The organism is Microbacterium sp. NPDC055442, from assembly GCF_053644215.1.
Genome location: NZ_JBSHLF010000006.1, coordinates 46,757 through 61,220, shown reverse-complemented (window position 1 = coordinate 61,220; position 14,464 = coordinate 46,757). Strand labels below are relative to the sequence as shown.

General features: G+C 65.5%; 13 protein-coding genes. 6 read left to right on the top strand and 7 right to left on the bottom strand.

Features of this window, described 5'->3' with window-relative positions:
* The first annotated feature begins 119 nt into the window (after window positions 1-119).
* Genes ACWIBS_RS13770 through ACWIBS_RS13755 form a run of 4 tightly spaced genes read left to right on the top strand, consistent with a single transcriptional unit; the run spans window position 120 to window position 4,074 of the window.
* Window positions 120-1,076, top strand: coding sequence for a C-terminal binding protein (locus ACWIBS_RS13770; protein ID WP_376127749.1), 957 nt, complete (start codon window positions 120-122; stop codon window positions 1,074-1,076).
* Between the two features lie 21 nt (window positions 1,077-1,097).
* Window positions 1,098-1,853, top strand: coding sequence for a FadR/GntR family transcriptional regulator (locus tag ACWIBS_RS13765; RefSeq protein WP_376127748.1), 756 nt, complete (start codon window positions 1,098-1,100; stop codon window positions 1,851-1,853).
* Window positions 1,850-2,620, top strand: coding sequence for an SDR family NAD(P)-dependent oxidoreductase (locus ACWIBS_RS13760; protein ID WP_376127746.1), 771 nt, complete (start codon window positions 1,850-1,852; stop codon window positions 2,618-2,620). The genes ACWIBS_RS13765 and ACWIBS_RS13760 overlap by 4 nt, the downstream gene beginning before the upstream one ends.
* Window positions 2,617-4,074 (top strand): aldehyde dehydrogenase family protein, encoded by a 1,458-nt coding sequence (locus ACWIBS_RS13755; RefSeq protein WP_376127744.1) that lies wholly within the window; start codon window positions 2,617-2,619, stop codon window positions 4,072-4,074. The genes ACWIBS_RS13760 and ACWIBS_RS13755 overlap by 4 nt, the downstream gene beginning before the upstream one ends.
* A 260-nt stretch (window positions 4,075-4,334) precedes the next feature.
* On the opposite strand, the gene ACWIBS_RS13750 is transcribed toward ACWIBS_RS13755, so the two are convergent.
* From ACWIBS_RS13750 to ACWIBS_RS13735, 4 genes are read right to left on the bottom strand one after another with little or no spacing between them, the layout of a single operon-like run.
* Complete coding sequence (locus ACWIBS_RS13750; protein WP_376127742.1) at window positions 4,335-5,882, bottom strand: flavin-containing monooxygenase; 1,548 nt, start codon at window positions 5,880-5,882, stop codon at window positions 4,335-4,337.
* 10 nt (window positions 5,883-5,892) lie between these two features.
* A complete protein-coding gene (locus tag ACWIBS_RS13745; protein WP_376127778.1) occupies window positions 5,893-6,657 on the bottom strand; it encodes an amino acid ABC transporter ATP-binding protein in 765 nt (254 codons plus the stop codon).
* A complete protein-coding gene (locus tag ACWIBS_RS13740) occupies window positions 6,657-7,538 on the bottom strand; it encodes an amino acid ABC transporter permease (protein WP_376127740.1) in 882 nt (293 codons plus the stop codon). The genes ACWIBS_RS13745 and ACWIBS_RS13740 overlap by 1 nt, the downstream gene beginning before the upstream one ends.
* A gap of 11 nt (window positions 7,539-7,549) precedes the next feature.
* Window positions 7,550-8,398 (bottom strand): transporter substrate-binding domain-containing protein, encoded by an 849-nt coding sequence (locus ACWIBS_RS13735; protein ID WP_454137036.1) that lies wholly within the window; start codon window positions 8,396-8,398, stop codon window positions 7,550-7,552.
* 165 nt (window positions 8,399-8,563) lie between these two features.
* On the opposite strand from ACWIBS_RS13735, the gene ACWIBS_RS13730 reads away from it, so the two are divergent.
* Entirely contained in the window at window positions 8,564-10,171 is a 1,608-nt protein-coding gene (locus tag ACWIBS_RS13730; RefSeq protein WP_454137035.1) for a PucR family transcriptional regulator, read from the top strand.
* A gap of 195 nt (window positions 10,172-10,366) precedes the next feature.
* Here ACWIBS_RS13730 and ACWIBS_RS13725 read toward each other — a convergent pair whose 3' ends face one another.
* The 3 genes from ACWIBS_RS13725 to ACWIBS_RS13715 form a co-directional block, all read right to left on the bottom strand.
* On the bottom strand, window positions 10,367-10,951 hold the full coding sequence (locus tag ACWIBS_RS13725) for a PIN domain-containing protein (RefSeq protein WP_454137034.1): 585 nt from the start codon (window positions 10,949-10,951) through the stop codon (window positions 10,367-10,369).
* A gap of 26 nt (window positions 10,952-10,977) precedes the next feature.
* Window positions 10,978-11,502: an excisionase family DNA-binding protein gene (locus ACWIBS_RS13720; protein ID WP_376127732.1), complete on the bottom strand. Its 525-nt coding sequence runs from the start codon at window positions 11,500-11,502 to the stop codon at window positions 10,978-10,980.
* Between the two features lie 100 nt (window positions 11,503-11,602).
* Window positions 11,603-12,898 (bottom strand): hypothetical protein, encoded by a 1,296-nt coding sequence (locus ACWIBS_RS13715; protein WP_376127731.1) that lies wholly within the window; start codon window positions 12,896-12,898, stop codon window positions 11,603-11,605.
* A 138-nt stretch (window positions 12,899-13,036) separates the two neighbouring features.
* On the opposite strand from ACWIBS_RS13715, the gene ACWIBS_RS13710 reads away from it, so the two are divergent.
* Entirely contained in the window at window positions 13,037-14,290 is a 1,254-nt protein-coding gene (locus ACWIBS_RS13710; RefSeq protein ID WP_376127729.1) for a DUF6880 family protein, read from the top strand.
* The last annotated feature ends 174 nt before the right edge of the window (window positions 14,291-14,464 follow it).

Sequence of the window (14,464 nt, the reverse complement as noted above, 5' to 3'; positions counted from 1 at the left end):
CATATTATGATACTATTCTTGTCAGATCAACCAGTGCTTTCACCGCTGCGACGACGCACCCATGCTTCTCACCGAGAAGCACCGTTCGCAGACACGAGCTGCAAGCGGAAGGGGCGCGCATGAGTCAGCGCATCGTCGTCACCGATCACGCGTTCGCGGATACGCATCACGAGCAGGCAGCGGCACGCATCGCCGGTGCGTCGTTCTGCGAGTACGCCGCCAAGACCGAGGAATCTGCGGGGGAGGCAGTCGTCGACGCGGATGTCGCGCTCGTCAACTTCGCACCGATGACCCGGGGCGTGCTGGAGACGATGCGCCCGGGCAGCACTGTCATCCGCTACGGCGTCGGCGTCGACAACGTCGATCTGGTCGCCGCCGCGGAGTTAGGCATCCGCGTCGCCAACGTGCCGGACTACGGCGTCGAGACCGTGGCCGACCACGCGGCGGCATCGCTGGTGGCGCTCGCCCGTCGACTGCCTCTCTACGATCGTGCCCTGCGCTCGGACGGATGGGTGACGCCCACCGGGCTCGGTCCTGTGCGGAGCCTTCGCCAGCACACCATCGGTTATCTCGGGTTCGGTCGCATCGCTCAGGCGGTACATCGCCGCCTGCAGGCGTTCGGCGTCCGCTCCGTCGCCTACGACCCCTTCTGCCCCGACGAGGTGCTCGCCGCCGCCAGTGTCGAGCGCGTCGATCTCGACGAGTTGTCGCACCGAGCAACCGCGCTCACGCTGCACGCGCCACTGACGCCCGAGACGTCGAATGTCATCGACGCCGCGTTTCTGTCCCGGATGCCGGAGGGCGCGCTCCTCGTCAACACGGCCCGCGGCGGGCTCGTCGACGAAGAGGCACTGGGTGCCGCTCTCGAATCCGGCCACCTCGCGGGTGCGCTGCTCGATGTCACACGTGCCGAGCCGCTGCCTGCAGATTCGCCGCTGCGCGACGTGCCACGATTGGTCATCACGCCGCACGCCGCGTTCTACGACGAGGAGTCGCTCGATAATCTTCAGCGTCTGGCGAGTGAAGAGGCCCTCCGGGCTCTCAACGGCGATGCCCTGCGCTGCCAGGTCGCTTGACCTAACGAGGAGACGACGACGATGATGCCTGCGCCCGCAACCGCGCTGTCCGATGCGACCACCGAGCGGCGTCCGCTGTCCGAGCAGGTCGCCGATGCGGTGACGGCGCACATCCTCGAGAAGAACCTCCGGCCGGGCGACCAACTGCCCACCGAGCCGGAGCTGACCGAGGCATTCGGTGTGAGTCGCACCGTCATCCGCGAAGCCGGGCGCACTCTCGTGGCACGCGGTGTCGTCAGCATCCGCCCGCGCCGAGGCATGCAGGTCGCCCAGTTCGATCAGCGCAATCTCTCCCGTCAAGTAGCGCTCATGCTGCGCCTCGGCGGTGGCACGTTCCCGCAACTCATGGAGATGCGGCGAGCACTCGAACCTGAGATGGCTGCGCACGCCGCGCTGCGCCGCACCGACGCAGAACTCGATGAACTGTTCGAGCTCGTCGAGTTCATCGAGGTGGTGCACGAGGGCGAGAGCGCGAATACCGCGGCGCACGTCGCCGCCGACCTGGGCTTCCATTCCGTCATCGCCCGGGCGACGGGCAACCCGTTCTTCGCGCACATGTCGCTGCCGATCAACGAGATCCTCGCCGCGACCTATCTGCGCAGTCCGGGGTACTCGCCGGAGCGATCGAAGACCCACGAAGAGCACAGACTCATCGCCGAGGCCATCGCCGCAAGCGATGCCCCGACAGCGCGCGAACTGACGATCGCGCACATCAACCGCGTCACGGCCGCGGCCGAGGCGCTCGCCCCGCACATCGACTTCTCAGGAGCGCAATGAGTATCGACGCCCATCCCTTCGACCTCGGCAACGCGCACGTGCTGGTCACCGGCGGAAGCCGCGGCCTCGGGAGTGCCATCGCGCACGCGGTCGCACGCGCCGGAGGTCGTGTGACGATCGTCGCGCGCAATTCCGAGCAGGCAGCCGGAACGGTCAACGCGATCACGGCCGAAGGCGGTGCGGCGCAGGCGGTCCCCGCCGACGTCGGCGAGCTCGACCGCATCGACGCACTCGTTGAGGAGATCTCACGAATCGCGCCGATCGACGCCGTGGTGCACGCCGCTGGCATCCAGCTGCGGAAGCCTGCTGTGGACGTCACCCCGGCCGAATTCCTGCGGATCCAGGCGGTGAACCTGCACGCGCCGTACTTCCTGAGCACGGCGATCGCCCGGCAGCAGATCGCGGGAGCGCGGGGCGGTTCCCACATCTTCATCGGCTCGCTGAACTCGAGCATCGGTCTGCCGAACATCTCGCCGTACGTGGTGTCCAAGACCGGCCTGGTGGGCATGGCCCGCGCGTTCTCGACGGAATGGTCGGTACACGGCATCCGATCCAACGTCATCGGCCCGGGGTACTTCGCCACGGAGATGACCGAGGGGCTGCTCCAGAACCCCGCAGACCATGACCGCATCATGGGCAGGATCCCCATGCGCCGACTGGGAGATCCCACCGACATAGGACACGCGTGTGTGTTCCTCCTCTCCCCCGCGTCGCAGTACATCTCGGGCACAGTTCTCAACGTTGACGGCGGATGGCTGGCATCATGACGACAGGCGACAGCTCTCTCGAGCAGAATGTCGACGAGGCAGTGTCCCGCGTCGCCGCAGCATCCGACCGGTGGACACTGTATGGGTACGTCGAGCGTGCGCGCGTGATCCGCGCCATCGCCGACGAGCTCGATGCTGCAGCCGCGAACCTCACCGCGATCGCCCAGGAGGAGACTCGCCTGGCCCTGCCTCGGCTGGCCGGCGAACTCACACGGACAACCTTCCAGCTGCGTCTGTTCGCGGACGTGGCCGAGGAGGGTGGTTTCCTCGACGCGCGTATCGACCGCGCGGATCCGCAGTGGCAGATGGGTGCACCTCGACCGGACCTGCGACGCATGCTCGTGCCGATTGGACCGGTGCTTGTGTTTGCCGGCAGCAACTTCCCGTTCGCGTTCTCGGTGGCCGGCGGCGACACCGCCGCAGCCCTCGCGGCGGGCAATGCCGTGCTCGTCAAGGCGCACTCGGGGCATCCCCGACTCTCCGACGCGACCGCTGCGGCGATCGCGCGAGCCGTGGAGCGCGTCGGAGCGCCCGCGGATCTGGTCACCGTCATCCACGGCACCCAGCGCGGCGTCGAAGCGCTACGTCATCCACTCATCAAGGCGGCATCCTTCACGGGCTCGATCGCGGGCGGACGGGCACTGTTCGACATCGCCAACGCGCGCCCTGTACCGATCCCCTTCTATGGAGAGCTCGGGAGCGTGAACCCGGCCTTCGTCGCACCCGCAGCGGCGCGCAGCCGGACAGCTGAGATCGCCGAGGGCTATGTCGCGTCCGTCACCGGCAGCCAAGGACAGCTATGCACCAAGCCGGGGATGCTCGTGGTGCCCACTGGCTCCGACATCATCGATGCACTGCGCGAAGCCACCGCTCCTGTGGGTGGACCCTTGCTCAACGACCGGATTCTGAAGGGATACGTCGAGGGCCTCCACGAGCTCCAGGCGCGCGACGGGGTGAACCCCCTGCGCGAGGCTGACACGAGCCTGACGGAGCCGAGACTCACCTTGCTGCACGCGGATATCGAAGACGTGCTCAAGAACCCCGACGGGACGGTGACCGAGGTTTTCGGCCCGTTCGGCTTGATCGTCAGCTACTCCGATCCGGCACGATTGCGAGACCTCACGATGGCTCTCGAAGGCCAGCTGACAGCGACGCTGGTAGCCGACGACGACGCCGAAGACCTCGCGATCGCCCGTGAGCTCGTCCCCCTCCTGACGCAGAAGGCCGGCCGCGTGCTGTGGAACCAGTGGCCGACCGGAGTGTCCGTCACCCATGCACAGCAGCACGGCGGACCATACCCGGCCACGACGGCCTCGACCACGACGGCCGTCGGGACCGCCTCGATCAGCCGCTTTCTGCGCCCCGTGGCGTTCCAGAACTTCCCCGCCGTGCTCTTGCCCGAGCCACTGCAGGACGCCAATCCGCTAGGAATTCCGCAGGACGTCAACGGTTGATGACGATGACTTCGCACGCAGACCCCTAGCGTGAAATCGGCATGCACGACCCACGCGCCATCTCGACGACGGTGCTGTCACCCATGGCCGAAGCCCAAGTGATCCTCAACTCCACCTGAGGCGATTCGACGATAATGTGAAAGTCAGGCCGCTTCAAGAAGGTGCGTGTTCAGTGCCGGGCCCACAGTGTTTGCGGCAGTCGACACCGACTTCGGCGGGCCCAGCACGTTCGGTTCTGCTGCGTGTGTTTCAGAACGCAGTCACTGGCGTTCCAACGACTCGACGGCCTCGACACGGCGTGGCTCCGCTCCGAAACCGGTCTGCCTCAAGTGACCGCCACGCTCGAATTGGGTTGCCGGGACCGCGAGCATTCGGGTGAGGAGACCGTAGACGATCGCCCCCTCAGGCCACTGGGTTACAACGCGGCCGGATTTCGAGCGGAAGTAGCTCTGGCCTTGCGTGAAGCTGGTCTTGGCCATCCGCCTCTGGAGCGCGTCGTTGAACACGTCGTGATATCGCGCTTTCACTGTGGCTGAGGTGAAGCCCTTTCTCGCCATCCGCTGAAGAATTCGGGCGATGTAATCGGCTTGGCGTTCAAGGTTGTAGACGATGGCATAGAAGTTCGTGTTGGGCCCGTACATCATGAAGAAGTTCGGAAAGCCCGGAACCGCGATACCCAAGAAGGCCTGCGGGTCGTCGCCCCACACCTCGTGGATATCCCGACCGCTTTCGCCGAGTACCGTCATCCCCAGCAAGAACTCGGCCGGGCGGAATCCGGTCGCGGTGACGACGATGTCGACGGGGTGACGCTCGCCGCCAGAGTCGATTACGCCGTCCTCGTACAGTCCGGCGACCGCTCGCGGGACTACTCGGACGTTGTCCCGCTGGAGTGCGGGAAGATACTCGTTGCTTCGGACCGGTCGCTTGGCAAGGTAGGCCCCCGTCGGAGTAAGGAGCGCGCGCAGCTCCGCGTCTGCCACCGAGCGCTCGAGGTGCAGGGTGCATCGCTCGACGGCTATGCGGTCGGCGCGCGAACCCGGCCGCACGACTCTGCCGCCGAACCAGTTCTTCTCCTGGTTCCAGAAGAGTCGCGCGCGCTCCCGCCGATAACCTCGCCCGGAGTTGAGCCGGCGGCGCTGCTCCGGGGTGAACGTGCTTCGTTCCTTCATGTCTACCCACGCTGGCTGTCGCTGAAAGAGCGTGAGCGTGCCGGCAGCCGGCGCGAGCGCGGGAACGACCTGGGCGGCAGAGGATCCGGTGCCGATCACGGCGATCCGCTTGCCCTGCCAACGCACGCCGTGGTCCCACCGCGCGGTGTGGATGACCGGCCCCGCGAAGAGGTCTCGCCCCGACAGGCGAGGTTCGGACGGCACGTTGAGCAGCCCCACCGACGAAACGACCGCGGCGAACCGCCATTCGCGCCCGTCCTCCGCGCGGACGTGCTGGCTCTGGGATGCTTCATCCCACTCCACCCGCACGATGCGGGTGCGAAGCGTCAAGTGCTCCCGCAGCCTCCAATCGTCGGCGGTCTCCTCGAGATAACCGAGCAACTCCGTTTGCGTCGCGAAGGGTCGGGACCAGTCGTGCTGCTTGAACGAGTACGAGTACATGTGGGACGGAGTGTCCACCTCGGCCCCAGGGTAGGTGTTGTGGAACCACGTACCGCCGATGCCGTCACCGGCCTCGAAGATCGTGAAGTCCGTGATCCCGCTGCGAAGCAGCCGAACCCCCATAGCGATCCCGGCGAAACCCGCTCCGATGATCGCGACCGACGGCTTGCCGGGTGCTCTGTTGGTGCGTTTGGGCATCCGAATCCCCTTACAGGACCTTGGCGAGAAAGGCTCTGGTGCGAGCGTGGGCGGCATCCTGGTTGAGGGCCGATGCGGGGCCGTCCTCCACGAGAAGGCCGTCTTCCATAAAAAGGAAGCGATCGCACACCTCGCGCGCGAATCCCACCTCGTGGGTGACGATGATGCTGGTCATCCCATCGCGCACGAGCTCACGAATCACCTGCAGGACCTCGTTCACCATCTCGGGATCGAGCGCGCTCGTAGGCTCATCGAAGAGAAGCGCCTCCGGCCGCATGGCCAGCGCCCGTGCGATGGCGACACGCTGTTGCTGGCCGCCCGAGAGCTGGGCAGGGAAGCTCCGGGCTTTCTCCGCCAGGCCGACACGATCGAGAAGGGCGAGAGCCTCGGCCTTCGCGATCGAGCGGGCTCGCTTCTGAACCTGAACAGGCCCCTCCGTGAGGTTCTCGAGAACCGTCATGTGGGGAAAGAGATTGAACTGCTGGAACACCATGCCCAGACGTTGCCGCTGCCGCGCCTCGGTCTTGTCGTGGAGTTCTCTGATTCCATTCCCGTGCATGCGGTAGCCCATGAGATCGCCTCCGAGGAAGACTGCTCCTTCATCGGGACGCTCGAGCATGTTGAGGCATCTGAGCAGAGTGCTCTTCCCACTTCCAGATGGGCCAAGGATGCAGAGAGCCTCTCCCTGAGCTACCTCAAAGCTGACTGATCGAAGGACCTGATGGGAGCCGAAAGACTTGGAGATGTTCAACGCGGCGATGAGGGGAACGGTCATCACCTCACCGCCCTTCGGTCGCGGCTGAGCGCTCGCTCCAGGTGGTATTGCCCATAGGAGAGCACGCTGACGAAGACCGCGTACCAGATCGTCGCCACCAAGAGCAGCGGAACGATGTCGTAGGTGCGGTTGTAAATCGTCTGCACCGAGTACAGCAGGTCGGGCACCGAGATGAATGCCGCGAGCGACGTTGCCTTCAGGAGATTGATCGTGTCATTACTGATCGGCGGGATCGCGATGCGCATCGCCTGAGGCAGCACGATGCGGAAGAACATGAGGGGCTTGGTCATGCCAATGGCAGCCGCCGCCTCACGCTGGCCGGCTGGGACAGCGAGGAGCGATGCCCGGATCACCTCCGACGTGTACGCAGCCTGCTGGAAGCCGAATGCGAAGACCGCCGCCCAGAATCCGCTGACCACCGTCGAGGTGTCGATCGCCCACCACTCCGGCCCGAACGGAACTCCGATCGCGATGCGGGGGTAAATGATCGCGATGTTGAACCAGAGGATGAGCAGCACGAGCAGCGGGATCGACCGAAAGAACCAGACATAGATGCCTGATATCGCGCGCAGGACGGGGTTAGCCGACAGACGCATGTTCGCCAGGATCACCGATGCGACGAGTGCCAAGCTCATCGACAGCACAGTCAGCAGAAGAGTGTTGCCGATGCCCTGCATCACGCTCGGCGCGAACAGGTACTCCCACACGACGGGCCAACCGAGAGCTGGGCGCATGACGAAATCGATGATCGCTACGACGGCGACGAGAAGCACAAGGCCAGCCATCGAGTTGCGCACGATATGGCTGTGCTGCTCGTGCGGGGCAGCACCCAGGCTGTTGGCCCGCACGCGCCACACGGCTTCGGAGTCGGGGGCGGTCATGAGCGAACTACTCATTGCGTCACCAGGTGCGACTCTTCGATCATCATGCCGGAAGTGCCGTATACGTCGAAGATCGCGGCATAGGCTCCGTCGGCGATCATCTCGTTGAACGCGTCGACGAGCTTCGGGCCCCAGGCGCTGCCCTTGGGCACCGCGAAGCCGATCTCCAGCTCCAGGTAGCGTGGGCCTGTGATGGTCCACTTATCCGGGTTCTCAGCAGTCTGATAGGCCATCGAGCTCAGCGTTGCCGTCGCCGTGTCGACCTGCCCACTCTGCGTGGCGAGGTCGGCGCTTGCCCAATCAGGAAAAGTCTTGATCTCGATCGCCTCCTCGCCCGCTTTGACGCACTTCGCCGACTGCTCCTCCAGAGACTGGATGGGGCTCGACGATGCCGGGAGCCCGATGCTCAGCCCGCACAGCGCCATCATGTCGTCAGCGATTTCAGGGTTGCCGGCCTTGACCTGAAATCCGTAGGCGTCCTGCAACGCAATAGCGAAGTCGAACTTCTCGAGCCGCTCCGGTGTCGCGTCAGCGCCGGGGACGAAGATGTACTTTTCGCTCTCGAGGCCGAGCAGCGAGTTCTCCCACGTCGTGCGCTCGTTCTCGATCGTCACCCCGAGATACGGCGCGAGAGCCGACGAAAGGTCAGGCAGCATGCCGATCAGTGCGTCAGTGTCGTCCGTGTAGGCCCACGGCGGCACACCGGTCTGCTGCGGGATGACGAACGTCTCCCCTTCGACCGTCGAATCGGTCGATGCCGCCGGGTCTGTAGCGGACGAGCACCCGGCCAGGCTGAGGACGACGGCACCGACAACGGCGCCCGTAACAAGTGCGTGCTGTATGCGATGAGTAGGACGCATGCGGACTCCTGCGGGTGATGGTGAGTATTGGTTGTGAGCGATGTTACGGAAGGCGGGCCACCAAAGTACCGTGCAAGCGCACACAATGTTTACGAGAATGGTGGGTACATGCAACGATTTACCACGATCGAAACAGGCTAGAAAAATCGGCGAAACGGGAGTGGCGTGGAGACGCTGGACCGACTGGTGACCAACCTTCGCGGCATGGTGACGCTCTTGGGCGAGTCGAGGGCGCCGGCTCTCGCAATCAGGGCATGCAGCATCGTCGAGGCGCATGACGAAGGCGTGCCCCGGCTGGATCGTTCCGATGAGGTCGTCCTGCTCATCGGGCAGACCTCCGAGCACCTCGCGAGCGGATTAGAAGACCTCGCGGCGTCTCGCCCCGCGCTCGTGATGGCGAAGTCTTCGGATGCTGCGGACCTCGAGCACTTCGCCGAAGCAGCCGGTATTGCTCACGTAGCACGGGTGAACGCCGATGTCCCCTGGGGTCAACTTCACGGGCTGGTAGAGAGGATGATCGCGTCGGCTCCTGAAGCCGACACGGCCCCGCCCGACGGCACGCCAGAGCGGCCGCAGGCCGGTGATCTCTTCGCGATAGCGAACTCGCTCGCTGATCAGGTTAACGGGTACGTCTCCATCGACGACATGCAGAGCCGAGTCCTGGCGTTCTCGCCGCTCGACGAGCATGCCGACCAGCTGCGTCGTGATTCCATCCTCGGACGCGGCGCTCCACCTGGGCATCGCGAGCAGCTGCGGGCCCAGGGCGTGTGGGATCAGTTGAGCCGGCCGGGACGGGTCTTGGAGTTCGGGCGAGACGGTGAGATCCAGCCCCGGCTGGCCGCGGGCATCATCGACGAGCGCACGCAGAGGCATCTCGGCACCATATGGGTGCAACAGGGAGCGACGCAGTTCGCGCCGCGGGCCCGTCAGATCCTCGCAGCAGGTGCTGCTCTCGCCGCCAGGGCAATCGCACGCGCCGACCGCGTCGAGTCTCGCGATTCGGAGACCCTTCTGCAGTTGCTCGGACTGCGGCGGAGCACAGAGTCCCGTCGAACGCTCGCCGCCATCCTCGGCCTCGAGGAGTCGCGAACATGGATGCTGGTCGCGTTCGCGCTCGCATCGGACGAGATACCCGCCGAGCCCTTCGCCGCCTCGACCGCCGCGGTGATCGCTCTCCATGCGGCCGTGATCCGACAGAAGGCCCAGGTGGCCATCGCACAGTCCATCGCGTACGTACTCATCCCCGATCCTCCCCCCGCGTCCACGATCCTCCCATGGGCTGAGCGCACCTCCGGTGCCCTGAGTTCACAGCTGAAGGTGAGCATGCGGTGCGCAATGGGACCCTCGGTCGAGAGCCCGCGCGAGTTGCCCGTCGCACGCGAAACCGTCGAAGCGATGCTGAAGAACTCCTCCGTCGAGGGAACGAGCGGGGTAACGACTTATGAATCCAAGAGAGCGCATCTACAGGTGTCGCGAGCTGTGCGAACCCTCTGGGAACGGGGCGTGCTCACCGGAGCGGCGGTCGAGGCTATCCTCGCCAGTCCGTACGTAGATGGCCGCGAGTTGCTTCGCACGATCGACGTGTACTTCCGTGAGGGCAAGAGCCCGCAACGCGCATCGCGTGCTCTGCATCTGCATCCGAACACGCTGCGGCAGCGACTCAAGCGCGTCGAGCGAGTCACCGGGATGAGCCTCGAAGACGATCAGGAACGCCTCCTGCTCGAGCTCGAAGTACGTGCTCATGCGGAGGGCCTAACGAGAGACGCGCCGTAGCGCGTCTCTCGAGGCAGGCACGCCGGTCAGCTGCGGGTTCCGGCCGGTTCAGCGAGGCGGGTGCGCGGTCTCATCGACGGGGCAATGCGCGACGGTCTATGGCATGAAACAAGACGGATGCTGTGGGCCCGGAGCGGGCGGGCGCCAAGCACGAATTGGGCGGCCTTGCCTGCACCGCAGGCGTGCGATCTGAGCCTACTCGGTTGCAACTTCGACCATCATCTCGACGGCTTGGATCATGCTGTATCGGTCCCGCAGAGTATCGAGGATCTCCTCAACAGTGAGTGCCGCACCGTAGCGGCCGTAACGGCTCGCGATCTCCTGCACCGCGGCGAGCGCGTGCCGCGGGTTGAGGGCGACCGTGTTCTTCGCGAACTCGCGCGCACTGAGCACTTGGATGGTCGGTGGAATCTTGTCTGCGGGGAAGTCTCTGAGGTTCTCCGTGACGATCGCGCCGGCTCCTGCAATGACGGCCGCGGCGACCACGTGCTCGTCGTCCGGGTCGGGAAGCCCGAACGTGCCCTCCAGCGGTTCCCAGCCTTCGACCTCGGCGTCGATGAACTCGCGGCGCATCGCGGCAATGAGGGTCGCCGCGCGTTCAGCAGCCTCGACTGTGGGGATCCCCCGCTTCGTGAGCTTGGCCGCTTCGTGATACTCGAGCTCTTCGAGGATCACCGCACTCCAGGTTGGCCGATACGCACCCTCAACCGCGAGGGAGAGCAGGAAGTCACGTTGCAGGCTCGGCCACAGCACGTTGGTGTCGAGGGTCGCCGTGAACACGACCCCCATCCTGTCAGGCTGCGAAGCTAGAGCAGTGCAGCCCGCCTCGCCGCGACCGCCTTCCTCGCCGCCTTGAGGTCCTCGAGCGTCTGTTCGACGTTGTCTTCGTGAACAGCGTCACGCGTAGCGGCGAGCATGTCGTACTGACGCTCACGCCGGCGCTCCCGGTAGTCGAGGAGATCCGCGAGGAGAACGCGCCGGTGCGTTCCAGCCCTCTCGAACGGGATCTCACCCTCGTCGAGGAGCTTCACAACGGTCGGGCGACTCACGTTCAGGAGATCCGCTGCCTGCTGAGTGGTCAGCCTCGTTGTTTGCGGCACAACCGAGACAGCCAGTCCGCTCTGCATCGCATGAACAATCTTGCGGAGAGCGAGGTAGATCTCTTCCGGAAGCTCTACCTGATCACCTGGGTGCGCTCCCGCAAGAAAGTACCGCGGCTCGGGAACGACCCGACCGGCAGCCTCATGGGCGGTAAGGAAGTCCAGAACAGGGGCTAGCTCGTCGCCCTTGCTGGGAAGATACGTCTCTTCAACGACTGCAGCGCGAGACACGGGAATCACCTCAATACACGTGAACGCAGGAGGTTGCGTTTGTTGCGATTACCGTACCACGCGTCCCTGGCAGATCAGTAGATGGACCTGCTCGACACTGTCAGAAGACGCGGATGCCGCCATCCGCGAGCGCGTCACGGGCTCTGCCCCATCGGCGGTCGTCGGAGTAGATCTGCCATTGCTCGGCGAGCCCCTCGTCATGGACGAGGTCACGGAAGCGGCGGAACGCGCCCGCGCCCTCGATTGCGCGGATCAGTCGGTCTCGCAGCGCGCTATCGCGCTGACGGAGCACGAACGCTTCCATGTCCTCCCACCGGTCCCGTGATCCAGCCCGTTCGAGCCGGACCCACCGATCAGGTTCCGCCTCGACGTTCATCGCTGCGTCCTCCCCGACAATGGCCGGGTCGGTGAAGTCTCCGCTGAAGGCCTCACCGGTCAGGACGTCGACGTAGACCGTGCTCGACTCTCCGAAGTCGCCCTCCAGGAACGAACTGAGCTCGTCGAGGTCGACCGGGGAAGTGTGTGCTGCGGGCGATTCACGTCGCAGCAGTGCCAGCAGATCGTCGGCGAGCACCTGGTCCCCAGGGCCGCTCCGCCCGGTGAGCCGGTGGATCAGGGAGAGCGCCACCGGTTCGGCCTGGCGACGCCGGCTGCGCAATGCCATCGCCATTCCGGAGCCGACCTGCTGGAGCGCGTCATCGATCTCCCGCCCCGTCAGCGCATCGAGGAAGCCCACCGCATCGGCTGCCGCGACTGCGGCGCGGACAGCCCGGATGTCGAGTTCCGCCACAGCACCCACAGTTGGCCACTCATGAGTCTGCATCGGATCGAGCGCCCGCGGTCGCTGCGGCATCCGCGACTCACCGTCGTCGCCATCCCAGTTCCTGCCGTACTGGTCGGGGATGCTCCCCCACCCCCAGTAGGGAAGCGGCTTATTAGGCACAATCCCGACCTCATCGAGCGGATCGATCTTGCGCTCGCCGACCACGCAGCGGTGAACCCAGTTGTCGCCGAGATCGAACGTGTACTGGAACGTGGCGCCGAGCGTCAGCATCCGTCCCACTTTCGCCGACTCGATGTCCACCGCAGCGACGACCGGCCCGAACGAACTGGACGCCAGCGCCTGCCCGGTCTCGTCGTCGGTGATGACACGACCATCGGCGAGGGTGAAGACGGAGAGGTGCGAGCGATCCCATCGCGCGAACGCGTCATCGATCGCCTCAGCCAGGTCAAGGAACGTGTGCGACGGCGCCACGGCGAATATCCGGCCCGGCCACGGCCACAGGTCCTCGCCCCGCCCGCCCAAGAGCTCCACCCTCACCGACAGCCACGTCCGCGCCATACAGCGAGCATGCCACGCCGGCCGGAGTTGATACACGAGCGCGATGGACTTCACGATCGCGAGACGAGCCGTTCGGAGCTGGATTGACATCCGGCCGAATCTTCTTCTTCCATCAGCCGAAACGGTGAGACCGGGGCCTGCGGCCTTGGCACCGGTCGGCCGCGGAGCCTCGGGCAGTGGCATCCTGGACGGATGCCTTTGGCCCTCGACATCCCGAACGTCCTCGCCTCGTTCCGCACGACCAGACGCGACATGTGGGACTGGCGGTCGGTGCAGACCTACGCCTTCGAAGCCGAACAAGGGGTGTCACTCCTGGCGGACATGGCCGACGACTACGGCGCCGAAGGCGTGATCCCGGTCGTGCAGAAGGCGATCGGGAGCACCTTCCGTGTCCTCATGCGCGCCGACGATTCCGGCGGACTCATCCAGCTCGTCATCCAGGAGCTGCTGAACCTGCATGCCGATTTGTGCGATCAGAGCCCGCCTCCGCCGGCCACGCTGACCGGGTGGATCCAGAAGCAGCAGTTCGGCGAACTCGGCGAGTACTTCTCGGTGGACGTCGTCGACTACGCGGACGCTCTCGGCGAAGCCGGCATCGTGAGGTTCGAAGCTCACCTCGACAAGCGACGACGGACGCTGACCACACCCTTCGACGGGCGGCCCGACCCGGAGTTCACACACGACGACGAGTGGCATGCCCGCCATGCCGTGCTCTACAACCTGCAGCGCCTCGCCGTCCTGCGTGGTGACGAGGACGCGATCGTCCGCACCCACGGCGGAGACATGCCGCGCGCCCACATGCACGCCGCCGCTGCCAAAGCGCTCCATGAGGCCGGACTGCTCGACCGCGCGACCGTCATCGCGCACGAGGGCATGACTCTGCCCGGCGGGCCGCACCAGCAGCAGGAGTGCGGCGAGCTCTGGGTCGCCTTGGCAATCGCAACGGGCAAGAGTGCCGCGGACGCGGCCTCAGAGGTATTCCGACGATGGCCGACCACGGCCAATGCGCAGGCGTGGGAGTCAGCTTCAGGACCAGACTGGCCAGCGATCCGGGAGCACGCGATCGATCGGATGCGCGAACGCCCGTGGGAGCTGATCGCATACCTGATCGACGCGGATGACATCGCCCGCGCATGGGCAGAGGGACTCCGCGCGGCCGAGAACGGCACGTCGATTCTCTCCCAACAGTGGGATGACCTCGTCGACCGGTACAGCAAGATCGATCCCGTTGCCGTACTCCCCGTGATGGCGCAGCTCATCGACGACCGTCTGATCGAGGCGAACACCCGCGTCTACCCCGGCGCGGTACGCAGGATGACGAAACTCCGCGCCGCCGCACGAGCAGCCGGACACCCCGAGATCGCCGACGACTACCTCGCCGAGGTGCGCCGAAAGAACGCCCGGCGCCCGTCCCTGATCCAGAGAATGGATGCCGCCGGGCTCTGACACCATGAGCCGTCGCGGCGACAACTGCCGGAGAAGACGGAGGGATTTGTTCGGTCCGCACCCGCCCGCATTGGCATACCCGTAGGTCCCGAACTCCGCTGGCGAGTACATGCGGCGCACCCGGGCCAGCAGCGGATCCAAGTCCTGGTTCAAGACAGCGCTCCGAGACGCAGA